Here is a 12,419-nt window from a genome sequence, read left to right as displayed (position 1 = left end):
ATGAAATTTACCGTTGAACGTGAACATTTATTAAAACCGCTGCAACAGGTGAGTGGCCCATTAGGTGGCCGCCCGACGCTTCCTATTCTTGGCAATCTGCTGTTGCAGGTCGCTGATGGTACGCTGTCGCTGACGGGTACCGATCTTGAAATGGAAATGGTTGCTCGTGTGACGCTGTCTCAGCCACATGATGCAGGCGCAACGACTGTCCCCGCGCGTAAATTCTTTGATATTTGCCGTGGATTGCCAGAGGGTGCGGAAATCGCGGTGCAGCTGGAAGGCGACCGTATTCTGGTTCGTTCTGGCCGCAGTCGTTTTTCGCTCTCAACGCTGCCAGCGATTGATTTCCCGAATCTGGACGACTGGCAAAGTGAAGTTGAATTCACCCTGCCGCAGGCAACGATGAAACGTCTGATTGAAGCCACCCAGTTTTCGATGGCGCATCAGGACGTTCGTTACTATTTAAACGGCATGCTGTTCGAAACCGAAGGTGAAGAACTGCGTACCGTAGCGACTGACGGCCACCGTCTGGCGGTCTGCTCGATGCCCATCGGCGTGACATTGCCCAACCATTCCGTCATCGTCCCGCGTAAAGGCGTGATTGAACTAATGCGTATGCTCGACGGCGGCGAAAACCCACTGCGCGTGCAAATTGGTAGCAATAATATTCGCGCGCACGTTGGCGACTTTATCTTTACCTCCAAGCTGGTTGATGGTCGTTTCCCTGATTATCGACGCGTATTGCCGAAGAATCCGGACAAAATGCTGGAAGCAGGCTGCGATATCCTCAAACAGGCCTTTGCCCGTGCGGCGATTCTCTCCAACGAGAAATTCCGCGGCGTGCGTCTGTACGTGAGTGAAAACCAGATCAAAATCACCGCGAATAACCCGGAGCAGGAAGAGGCAGAAGAGATTCTGGACGTCACCTACGCTGGGACTGAAATGGAAATCGGCTTTAACGTCAGTTATGTGCTGGATGTGCTGAATGCGCTGAAATGCGAGAACGTTCGCATTTTGCTGACCGATTCTGTTTCAAGCGTGCAGATTGAAGATGCGGCCTCGCAAAGCGCAGCCTACGTCGTCATGCCAATGCGTCTCTAGTGGAAAATATCGGGCTATCTTACTTGCCATTTTCAACCTGGGCTGTGCTCGCCCCTGTCACGTACTCCGTGTACGCTGCAGGGTCTGCACGCAGTCCGCGTTGAAACTGGCTGCGCCGATTACGCCCTGGATCTCTGGATCAATGTACTGATATATGTCACTGACGCGCCTTCTCATCAAAGATTTCCGCAATATCGAAAATGCGGATCTCGCTTTATCTCCCGGCTTTAATTTTCTGGTCGGCGCTAACGGCAGCGGTAAAACCAGCGTGCTGGAAGCTATTTACACGCTGGGTCATGGCCGCGCCTTTCGCAGCTTGCAGGTGGGTCGCGTCATCCGTCATGAACAGGAATCGTTTATTCTGCACGGGCGATTACAGGGCAGCGAGCGTGAAACCTCGATTGGTCTGACGAAAGATAAGCAGGGCGACAGCAAAGTGCGCATCGACGGCACTGACGGGCACAAAGTCGCTGAACTGGCCTTATTGATGCCAATGCAGTTGATTACGCCTGAGGGATTTACATTACTCAACGGCGGCCCCAAATACAGAAGAGCATTCCTTGATTGGGGATGTTTTCACAACGAAGCGGGTTTCTTTAACGCCTGGAGCAATCTCAAGCGACTGCTCAAACAGCGCAATGCCGCGCTGCGACAGGTCACTCGTTACGCGCAGGTGCGCCCGTGGGATATGGAACTGGTCCCCCTTGCGGAGCAAATTAGCCGCTGGCGCGCCGAATACAGCGCAGGTATTGCCGAAGATATGGCGGATACCTGCAAACAATTTCTACCCGAGTTTTCTCTCACCTTCTCCTTCCAGCGTGGCTGGGAGAAAGAGACGGATTATGCCGAAGTGCTGGAGAGAAGCTTCGAACGCGACCGCATGCTGACCTATACCGCGCACGGCCCACACAAAGCGGACTTCCGCATTCGTGCCGACGGCGCACCGGTCGAAGATACCTTGTCGCGCGGGCAGCTCAAACTCCTGATGTGCGCGCTGCGTTTGGCGCAAGGGGAGTTCCTCACCCGTGAAAGCGGGCGGCGCTGTCTGTATCTGATAGATGATTTTGCCTCGGAACTTGACGACGCACGGCGCGGACTGCTTGCCAGCCGCTTAAAAGCCACGCAGTCGCAGGTTTTCGTCAGCGCCATTAGCGCTGAACACGTTCTGGACATGTCGGACAAAAATTCGAAGATGTTCACCGTGGAAAAGGGTAAAATAACGGATTAACCCAAGAATAAATGAGCGAGAAACGTTGATGTCGAATTCTTATGACTCCTCCAGTATCAAAGTCCTGAAAGGGCTGGATGCGGTGCGTAAGCGCCCAGGTATGTATATCGGCGATACCGATGACGGCACCGGTCTGCACCACATGGTATTCGAGGTTGTGGATAACGCTATCGACGAAGCACTCGCGGGTCACTGTAAAGATATTATCGTCACCATTCACGGCGATAACTCCGTTTCCGTACAGGATGATGGCCGTGGTATCCCGACCGGTATTCACCCGGAAGAGGGCGTGTCTGCTGCAGAAGTCATCATGACCGTTCTGCACGCGGGCGGTAAGTTCGATGATAACTCGTACAAAGTGTCCGGTGGTCTGCACGGTGTTGGCGTTTCCGTTGTGAACGCCCTGTCGCAGAAGCTGGAACTGGTTATCTACCGCGAAGGCAAAGCGCATCACCAGGTTTATTCGCACGGCGTGCCGCAGGCTCCGCTGGCGATCACTGGCGACACGGAAAAAACCGGAACCACCGTACGTTTCTGGCCGAGCCACGAGACGTTTTCTAACGTCGTTGAATTTGAATACGAAATTCTGGCGAAACGCCTGCGCGAGCTCTCATTCCTGAACTCCGGCGTGTCGATTCGTCTGCGCGATAAGCGTGATGGCAAAGAAGACCATTTCCACTACGAAGGCGGCATCAAGGCATTTGTTGAGTATCTCAACAAAAACAAAACGCCAATTCACCCGAATATCTTCTATTTCTCCACTGAAAAAGACGGTATCGGCGTCGAAGTTGCGCTGCAGTGGAACGATGGTTTCCAGGAAAATATTTACTGCTTTACCAACAACATTCCGCAGCGTGATGGCGGTGCACACCTTGTCGGTTTCCGTACGGCGATGACCCGTACGCTGAACGCCTACATGGATAAAGAAGGCTACAGCAAAAAAGCGAAAGTCAGCGCGACCGGTGATGATGCCCGTGAAGGCCTGATTGCTGTGGTGTCGGTTAAAGTCCCGGATCCGAAATTCTCCTCTCAGACCAAAGACAAACTGGTTTCTTCCGAGGTGAAAACCGCCGTTGAACAGCAGATGAACGAACTGCTGAGCGAATACCTGCTGGAAAACCCGTCTGACGCGAAAATCGTGGTCGGCAAAATTATCGATGCGGCTCGTGCGCGTGAAGCGGCGCGTAAAGCCCGTGAAATGACTCGCCGTAAAGGTGCGCTGGATCTGGCGGGTCTGCCGGGCAAACTGGCAGATTGCCAGGAACGCGATCCGGCTCGCTCCGAACTGTACCTGGTGGAAGGGGACTCCGCGGGCGGCTCTGCTAAGCAGGGACGTAACCGTAAGAACCAGGCGATTCTGCCGTTGAAGGGGAAAATCCTCAACGTTGAGAAAGCGCGCTTCGACAAAATGCTCTCCTCTCAGGAAGTTGCTACGCTTATCACCGCGCTTGGCTGTGGTATCGGTCGTGACGAGTACAACCCGGATAAACTGCGCTATCACAGCATCATCATCATGACCGATGCGGACGTCGATGGTTCACACATCCGTACGCTGCTGCTGACCTTCTTCTATCGTCAGATGCCGGAAATCGTTGAACGTGGCCACATCTACATTGCACAGCCACCGCTGTACAAAGTGAAGAAAGGCAAACAAGAACAGTACATTAAAGACGATGAAGCGATGGATCAGTACCAGATCTCTATCGCTCTGGACGGTGCTTCTCTGCACGCCAACGCTTTCGCTCCGGCGCTGGCGGGTGAGCCTCTCGAAAAACTGGTTTCTGAGTACAACGCGACGCAGAAAATGATCGGCCGTATGGAGCGCCGCTTCCCGCGCACGCTTCTCAAGGCGCTGGTTTACCAGCCAACGCTGACCGAAGCCGATCTGAGCGATGAGCAGACCGTGACTCGCTGGATTAACCAGCTGATTACCGATCTGAACGAGAACGAGCAGCACGGCAGCATGTGGAAGTTTGATGTCCGCGAAAATGCCGAGTTGCATCAGTTCGAGCCAATCGTTCGTGTGCGTACTCACGGTGTGGACACCGATTATCCGCTGGATCACGAGTTTGTGACCGGTGGCGAATACCGTCGTCTTTGCACGCTGGGTGAGAAGCTGCGCGGTCTGATCGAAGACGACGCTTTCATCGAACGTGGCGAGCGCCGCCAGACCGTTACCAGCTTTGAGCAGGCGCTGGAATGGCTGGTGAAAGAGTCCCGTCGTGGTCTGTACATTCAGCGTTATAAAGGTCTGGGCGAAATGAACCCGGATCAGCTGTGGGAAACGACGATGGATCCGGAAAGCCGCCGTATGCTGCGCGTGACCGTGAAAGATGCGATTGCCGCCGACCAGCTGTTCACAACATTGATGGGCGATGCCGTAGAACCGCGCCGCGCCTTCATTGAAGAGAACGCCTTGAAAGCCGCAAATATCGATATCTAAGTTGTAAAACCCCTCACTCCGTCTTCGGGGTGAGGGGAATATGCCCTACAAAAGAGGAATCCCCTTCCTCAACTCTATCCCCCTTTCTCCACGACTCTTTTACTGTTTTCCATGCGGAATCGCGTTAGCATGAGGACAGACTCATTTAAATCGGGGATCTCATGGCCATTAAACTCATTGCAATCGACATGGACGGCACATTGCTGCTGCCGGACCACACTATTTCTCCTGCTGTTAAAAAGGCGATTGCCGCCGCGCGCGCAAAAGGCGTGAATGTGGTGCTGACCACGGGCCGTCCCTACGCCGGCGTTCACAGCTATCTGAAAGAGCTGCACATGAATGAACCGGGTGATTACTGCATCACCTATAACGGCGCGCTGGTTCAGAAAGCCGCTGATGGCAGCACCGTGGCGCAAACGGCATTGAGTTATGACGATTACCTTTACCTCGAAAAATTGTCCCGCGAAGTCGGTTCCCATTTCCACGCACTCGATCGCAATACGCTGTACACCGCCAACCGCGATATCAGCTACTACACCGTGCATGAATCCTTTGTCGCCACCATTCCGCTGGTGTTCTGCGAAGCCGAGAAAATGGATCCGAGCACGCAATTCCTGAAAGTCATGATGATTGACGAGCCCGCGATTCTGGATCAGGCGATTGCCCGCATTCCTGCGGAGGTAAAAGAGAAATATACCGTGCTAAAAAGTGCGCCGTACTTCCTCGAAATCCTCGATAAACGCGTCAATAAAGGCACTGGCGTGAAATCGCTGGCCGACGCGCTGGGCATTAAGCCGGAAGAGATCATGACCCTGGGCGATCAGGAAAACGACATCGCGATGATCGAATACGCAGGGATGGGTGTGGCGATGGAAAACGCGATCCCGTCGGTGAAAGAGGTTGCCAATTTCGTGACTAAATCTAACCTGGAAGACGGCGTTGCCTACGCCATCGAGAAATTTGTCCTGAATTAAGCCTGTTTCGACTTATCAGCCTCGGTTATAGACCGGGGCTTTTTTTGCCTTCAGATTAATGAATTGTTCTTTTTGTGATCTCGATTGTAGTACAACTTATATGTGTTGTACTACATTACCGGCATGGCAATGACGAACAGCCTCACGTTTGTACTGCAAAAGTGAGGCGAAAATCAGCAGTCGCGGTAAAGTAGTGATGGACACATAGAGCACAAGGACTCTCCATGACGCTGAATAAAACCGACCGCATCGTTATTACGCTGGGCAACCAGATTGTGAGCGGCAAATACGTACCCGGTTCGCCATTGCCCGCAGAAGCCGAACTCTGCGAAGAGTTTGAAACCTCGCGCAATATCATTCGCGAAGTATTTCGTTCGCTGATGGCGAAGCGGCTGATCGAAATGAAACGTTACCGTGGCGCGTTTGTTGCCCCGCGTAACCAGTGGAATTACCTGGACACCGATGTCCTGCAGTGGGTACTGGAAAACGACTACGACCCGCGTCTGATTGGCGCGATGAGCGAAGTGCGAAATCTGGTGGAACCGGCCATCGCACGCTGGGCGGCGGAACGCGCGACCTCGGGCGATCTGGCGCAAATTGAGTCGGCGCTCAACGACATGATTGCCAATAATCAGGATCGGGATGCCTTTAACGAAGCGGATATTCGCTATCACGAGGCGGTGTTGCAGTCCGTTCATAACCCGGTTTTGCAGCAGCTTAGCGTCGCGATCAGCTCGCTACAGCGCGCAGTATTTGAACGAACCTGGATGGGCGATGAGGCCAACATGCCGAAGACGCTCCAGGAACATAAAGCGTTGTTCGATGCGATAAGACATCAGGACAGCGATGCGGCAGAGCAGGCGGCGCTCACCATGATCGCCAGCTCAACACGAAGGCTAAAGGAAATCACATGACATCTCGCTACATCGCTATTGACTGGGGATCGACCAATCTGCGCGCCTGGCTTTATCAGGACGACGGATGCCTGGAAAGCAGGCAATCCGAAGCAGGCGTCACGCGCCTGAACGGTAAATCCCCCGAAGCGGTGTTAGCGGAGGTGACATCAGGCTGGCGCGATAGCGCCACACCGGTGGTTATGGCCGGAATGGTCGGCAGCAACGTCGGCTGGAAAGTAGCCCCGTACCTGCCTGTTCCTGCTCATTTCTCTGCCATTGGCGAGCAGTTAACGTCCGTTGGCGACAAGATGTGGATCATTCCAGGCTTATGCGTGTCTCGCGACGATAACCATAACGTGATGCGCGGCGAAGAGACCCAACTGCTCGGCGCGCGCTTCCTTTCTCCTTCTTCTGTGTACGTGATGCCCGGTACCCACTGTAAATGGGTGCTGGCGGATGGCGAGCAAATCCACGATTTCCGCACCGTGATGACCGGTGAACTGCACCATTTACTGCTGCGTCATTCGCTGGTGGGCGCAGGTTTACCGGAACAAAAAAACGCTCCTGACGCGTTCACTACCGGGCTTGAGCGCGGTCTCGCCTCGCCTGCCGTTTTGCCACAACTTTTTGAAGTTCGCGCGTCGCACGTGCTGGGAAATCTCCCGCGTGAAGAGGTCAGCGAATTTCTGTCCGGCCTGCTGATTGGCGCAGAAGTCGCCAGCATGCGCGATTTCATCGCCAGCGAGCAGGCCATCACGATCGTCGCCGGTTCATCGTTAACGTCGCGCTACCAGCAGGCGTTCAGCGCCATTGGGCGCAAGGTTGCAACCGTGGCAGGCGATACGGCATTTCAGGCAGGCATAAGGAGCATCGCTCATGCAGTGGCAAACTAATCTTCCTCTTATCGCGATTTTACGCGGCATCACGCCGGACGAGGCGCTGGCGCACGTTGGCGCGGTTATCGACGCTGGTTTTGACGCGGTCGAAATTCCGCTGAACTCTCCGCAATGGGAAAAAAGCATTCCTGCGGTCGTTGATGCTTACGGCCATAAAGCGCTGATTGGCGCCGGTACGGTTCTGAAACCTGACCAGGTGGACCAGCTTGCGAAAATGGGCTGCAAGCTCATCGTTACGCCGAATATCAATCCAGAGGTGATCCGCCGCGCGGTCGGTTACGGCATGACCGTCTGCCCAGGATGTGCCACAGCGACAGAGGCGTTTACCGCGCTGGACGCTGGCTCGCAGGCGCTGAAAATTTTCCCGTCGTCAGCCTTCGGCCCGGACTACATCAAAGCATTGAAAGCCGTGCTTCCGGCGGATGTCCCGGTCTTCGCTGTGGGCGGCGTGACGCCAGAAAACCTGGCGCAATGGTTGAAAGCCGGTTGTGTGGGCGCAGGCCTTGGCAGCGATTTGTATCGCGCCGGACAGTCCGTGGAACGTACCGCAGAGCAGGCAGCCGCATTTGTTAAGGCGTATCGAGAGGCAGTGAAATGAAAATAACCAACATCACCACATACCGTTTACCCCCGCGCTGGATGTTTTTGAAAATCGAAACTGACGAAGGCGTCGTGGGCTGGGGTGAGCCGGTCATCGAAGGCCGCGCACGCACCGTAGAAGCGGCGGTACACGAGCTAAAAGAATACTTAATTGGTCAGGATCCGGCGCGCATTAACGACCTGTGGCAAGTCATGTACCGCGCAGGCTTTTACCGCGGCGGCCCGATTCTGATGAGCGCTATCGCGGGTATCGATCAGGCGCTGTGGGACATCAAAGGCAAAGTACTGAACGCGCCGGTGTGGCAGCTGATGGGGGGGTTGGTTCGCGACAAAATCAAAGCCTACAGCTGGGTCGGCGGTGACCGTCCGGCGGAAGTGATCGACGGAATTAAAACTCTGCGCAACATCGGCTTTGATACTTTCAAGCTGAACGGCTGCGAAGAGATGGGCGTGATTGATAACTCGCGTGCGGTAGACAAAGCGGTAAATACCGTGGCGCAGATCCGCGAAGCCTTCGGCAATGAAATTGAATTTGGTCTCGATTTCCACGGCCGCGTCAGCGCGCCGATGGCAAAAGTGCTGATCAAAGAACTTGAGCAATATCGCCCGCTGTTTATTGAAGAACCGGTCCTGGCGGAACAGGCCGAGTACTATCCGAAACTGGCGGCGCAAACCCATATCCCGATTGCCGCGGGTGAACGTATGTTCTCGCGCTTCGAATTCAAACGCGTGCTGGAAGCCGGAGGCCTGGCCATTCTGCAGCCGGATCTGTCACACGCAGGCGGTATCACCGAATGCTACAAAATCGCCGGAATGGCAGAAGCCTACGACGTGGCGCTAGCGCCGCACTGCCCGCTGGGGCCGATCGCTCTGGCAGCCTGTCTGCACGTGGACTTTGTTTCGCGCAATGCGGTGTTCCAGGAACAAAGCATGGGCATCCACTATAACAAGGGCGCGGAATTGCTCGATTTCGTGAAAAACAAAGAAGACTTCAGCATGGAAGGCGGTTTCTTTAAACCGTTGACGAAGCCGGGCCTGGGCGTCGAAATCGACGAAGCCAAAGTCATTGAGCTGAGTAAGAATGCACCGGACTGGCGTAATCCGTTATGGCGTCACGCCGACGGCTCCGTCGCCGAGTGGTAAATGCGCGTCATACTTCGCGCTGGTGATGTGTTGGCTGCACTTTCTTACCCCGGTCACATACTTTTGTATGCTCCCGGGGATGCAAAAGCTTGCCGCCTTCCCCCAGCACGAATTATTTAGCGCATTCCGGCTACTTTTTTAAATAAAAAAATAATTACACCCTCTGAAACTACAGGGCATGGTGAGCGGCTTCGCTATGCCCAAAATCTGGAGACAGATTACGATGGATATTCCAGTTATTACTGCAAAACCAGGGCGTCGTCGCTATCTGACGCTGATTATGATCTTTATTACCGTGGTGATTTGCTACGTCGACCGCGCCAACCTTGCCGTTGCGTCGGCCCATATTCAGGAAGAATTTGGCATCACTAAATCGGAAATGGGCTACGTGTTTTCCGCGTTTGCCTGGCTTTATACGCTCTGCCAAATTCCCGGCGGCTGGTTCCTTGACCGCGTGGGTTCACGACTCACCTATTTTATTGCGATATTCGGCTGGTCAGTGGCGACGCTGTTCCAGGGTTTTGCGACGGGTTTGATGTCGCTGATCGGCCTGCGCGCCATCACCGGGATTTTCGAAGCACCGGCGTTCCCAACCAATAACCGGATGGTCACCAGCTGGTTCCCGGAGCACGAACGCGCTTCCGCCGTGGGCTTTTACACGTCGGGTCAGTTTGTCGGTCTGGCATTCCTGACGCCGCTGCTGATCTGGATTCAGGAACTGCTGAGCTGGCACTGGGTGTTTATTATCACCGGCGGCATCGGCATTATCTGGTCGTTCATCTGGATTAAGGTTTATCAGCCACCGCGCCTGACCAAAAGCATCACCAAAGCCGAGCTGGATTATATTCGTGACGGCGGCGGTCTGATCGATGGCGACGCGCCAGCCAAAAAAGAAGCGCGCCAGCCGATGACCAAAGCGGACTGGAAACTGGTCTTCAACCGCAAGCTGGTGGGCGTATACATCGGGCAGTTCGCGGTCACGTCAACGCTGTGGTTCTTCCTGACCTGGTTCCCGAACTATCTGACGCAGGAAAAAGGTATCACCGCGCTGAAGGCCGGATTTATGACCACCGTGCCGTTCCTGGCCGCGTTCTTCGGCGTGCTGCTGTCGGGCTGGCTGGCCGATAGGCTGGTGAAAAAAGGCTATTCACTGGGCGTGGCGCGTAAAACGCCGATTATCTGCGGCCTGCTGATTTCGACCTGCATTATGGGCGCAAACTACACCAACGATCCGGTATGGATTATGACCCTGATGGCGATTGCATTCTTCGGCAACGGCTTTGCGTCGATCACCTGGTCGCTGGTGTCGTCGCTGGCACCGATGCGCCTGATCGGCCTGACGGGCGGCGTTTTTAACTTCGTTGGCGGCCTCGGCGGGATCACGGTTCCACTGGTGGTGGGCTATCTGGCGCAGGATTACGGCTTTGGCCCGGCGCTGGTGTATATCGCCGCCGTGGCGCTGATCGGCGCGCTCTCTTACATCCTGCTGGTTGGCGATGTGAAACGTGTAGGCTAATGCTTTGCGATGCTTTACCCTGATGCGATAACCGCGCATCAGGGTATCCCCATGAAACAAATCACTTTCGCTCCCCGCCATCATCAACTCACGAATATCAACACCTGGACCGCAGACAGCCAATGGCTGGTGTTTGACGTGCGCCCGTCCGGCGCGTCGTTTACCGGTGAAACCATTGAACGTGTGAATGTCGAAACGGGCGAGTGCGAGGTAATTTATCGTTTCGGTCATGGCGCGCATGTGGGCGTGGTGACCGTTCATCCGACCGATGATAAGTACGTGTTTATCCATGGCCCGGAAAATCCGGATGCGAACTGGCAGTACGATTTTCATCACCGCCGGGGTGTGACGGTGCAAAATGCGCAGGTCGAAAATCTCGATGCGATGGATATCACCGCGCCCTACACGCCTGGCGCGTTGCGCGGCGGCAGCCATGTTCATGTTTTTAGTCCCAACGGACAGTTTGTCAGCTTTACCTATAACGACCATGTGCTGCACGAGCGCGATGCAAAACTTGATTTACGCAACGTGGGCGTGGCCGCACCGTTTGGCCCGGTGACGCCGCGCGGCAATCATCCGCGAGAATATGCAGGCGCATTCTGGAGCGTGCTGGTGAGCCGCACGACGCCGACGCCGCTGCCAGGCAGCGATGAGATCAATCGAGCTTACGAAGAAGGGTGGGTGGGTAACGATCGTATAGCGTTTATCGGTGATACGCTGAGTAACAGCGGCGAAAAAGTGCCCGAACTGTTTATTGTCCGTCTGCCAAAAGATGAACAGGGCTGGAAACGTGCTGGCAGTGAACCGCTGGAAGGAACGGCTGAAAAGATGCCCGTGCCGCCCGCCGGCGTGGTGCAGCGTCGTTTAACCTTTACCCATCAGAATCGCTTTCCGGGCCTGGTCAATGTCCCGCGCCATTGGGTGCGCAGTCATCCTCAGGCCAAAGAGATTGCGTTCCTGATGCGCGATGATGACGGCGTAGTGCAACTGTGGCTGATCGCACCAGAGGGCGGAGAGCCGCGCCAGCTGACGCATAACGCCAGCGATATTCAGTCGGCGTTTAACTGGCACCCGTCGGGCTATGCGCTTGGATTTGTGCTGGAAAATCGCATTGCGCTTGCGGATTCACTCACCGGAAAAGTGACCTTTTTGACGTCCGATCATGGCAACCCGCCATCAGGCGACGCCATCGTTTTTTCACCGAACGGACAGCTTATCGCGTGGATGGAAGAGACGGCCGGTTTCCGTCAACTTTGGGTAACGGAAACCGGAAAGTAATTACGGGGCAGGCATTGCCGCAGGCGGGATAACAGCATTGGTCGCCAGATTCTGTTTCTCACTGGCTTCGACCCGTGAGCGCACGGAGCTGTCGGTGCGGAACAGATCCCATGGGACTAATAGCGTGTCCATCACTGCCGTAAAAGGCAGATCCAGGATTGCCAGGGATTTGGTGCCCCAGTTTGTCTCGTCATCCGAAATCATCGCAGCGCTGGCGCGCGTGCCAGGATATGTTCCTTCTTTACCGCCGGTGTGAGACATCACGCTCGAACACCCGCAAAGTAAAACCATCACGCTGCACGCTGTCAGCTTTATCAGAACATTTTTCATCATCAGTTAATCAA

Annotated in this window: 11 protein-coding genes; 10 read left to right on the top strand and 1 reads right to left on the bottom strand. The window is 54.9% G+C overall.

The features are described 5' to 3' along the window. The 10 genes from dnaN to ACKI5T_RS02195 all read left to right on the top strand — a co-directional run bounded on the left by dnaN (position 1) and on the right by ACKI5T_RS02195 (position 12,075). Positions 1–1,101, top strand: a complete 1,101-nt coding sequence (dnaN, locus tag ACKI5T_RS02240) for a DNA polymerase III subunit beta (protein ID WP_407435259.1) — start codon at positions 1–3, stop codon at positions 1,099–1,101. A 154-nt stretch (positions 1,102–1,255) separates the two neighbouring features. Then, the gene (gene recF / locus ACKI5T_RS02235) at positions 1,256–2,329 is read left to right on the top strand and encodes a DNA replication/repair protein RecF (RefSeq protein WP_011915271.1); all 1,074 of its coding nucleotides are present in this window, start codon (positions 1,256–1,258) and stop codon (positions 2,327–2,329) included. A 28-nt stretch (positions 2,330–2,357) separates the two neighbouring features. Beyond that, a complete protein-coding gene (gene gyrB, locus ACKI5T_RS02230) occupies positions 2,358–4,772 on the top strand; it encodes a DNA topoisomerase (ATP-hydrolyzing) subunit B (RefSeq protein WP_407435257.1) in 2,415 nt (804 codons plus the stop codon). A gap of 161 nt (positions 4,773–4,933) precedes the next feature. Further along, complete coding sequence (gene yidA, locus ACKI5T_RS02225; protein WP_011915273.1) at positions 4,934–5,746, top strand: sugar-phosphatase; 813 nt, start codon at positions 4,934–4,936, stop codon at positions 5,744–5,746. Positions 5,747–5,970: 224 nt separating this feature from the next. Next, positions 5,971–6,660 (top strand): D-galactonate utilization transcriptional regulator DgoR, encoded by a 690-nt coding sequence (gene dgoR / locus ACKI5T_RS02220; protein ID WP_011915274.1) that lies wholly within the window; start codon positions 5,971–5,973, stop codon positions 6,658–6,660. Further along, on the top strand, positions 6,657–7,535 hold the full coding sequence (locus tag ACKI5T_RS02215; RefSeq protein WP_407435255.1) for a 2-dehydro-3-deoxygalactonokinase: 879 nt from the start codon (positions 6,657–6,659) through the stop codon (positions 7,533–7,535). The genes dgoR and ACKI5T_RS02215 overlap by 4 nt, the downstream gene beginning before the upstream one ends. Further along, entirely contained in the window at positions 7,519–8,136 is a 618-nt protein-coding gene (locus tag ACKI5T_RS02210; protein WP_011915276.1) for a 2-dehydro-3-deoxy-6-phosphogalactonate aldolase, read from the top strand. Before ACKI5T_RS02215 ends, ACKI5T_RS02210 begins: the two co-directional genes overlap by 17 nt. Further along, positions 8,133–9,281, top strand: coding sequence for a galactonate dehydratase (gene dgoD, locus ACKI5T_RS02205; RefSeq protein ID WP_407435253.1), 1,149 nt, complete (start codon positions 8,133–8,135; stop codon positions 9,279–9,281). Before ACKI5T_RS02210 ends, dgoD begins: the two co-directional genes overlap by 4 nt. 178 nt (positions 9,282–9,459) lie before the next feature. After that, positions 9,460–10,797: an MFS transporter gene (locus ACKI5T_RS02200; RefSeq protein WP_407435251.1), complete on the top strand. Its 1,338-nt coding sequence runs from the start codon at positions 9,460–9,462 to the stop codon at positions 10,795–10,797. Positions 10,798–10,848: 51 nt separating this feature from the next. Further along, entirely contained in the window at positions 10,849–12,075 is a 1,227-nt protein-coding gene (locus ACKI5T_RS02195) for a DUF3748 domain-containing protein (RefSeq protein ID WP_407435250.1), read from the top strand. Here ACKI5T_RS02195 and ACKI5T_RS02190 read toward each other — a convergent pair whose 3' ends face one another. Further along, positions 12,076–12,408: a YceK/YidQ family lipoprotein gene (locus tag ACKI5T_RS02190; RefSeq protein ID WP_186753229.1), complete on the bottom strand. Its 333-nt coding sequence runs from the start codon at positions 12,406–12,408 to the stop codon at positions 12,076–12,078. Between the last annotated feature and the right edge of the window lie 11 nt (positions 12,409–12,419).

Source organism: Lelliottia sp., from assembly GCF_045627565.1.
GTDB lineage: Bacteria > Pseudomonadota > Gammaproteobacteria > Enterobacterales > Enterobacteriaceae > Enterobacter.
The sequence above is the reverse complement of the archived record's forward strand: the minus strand, read 5'-3'. Positions and strand labels throughout refer to the sequence as shown.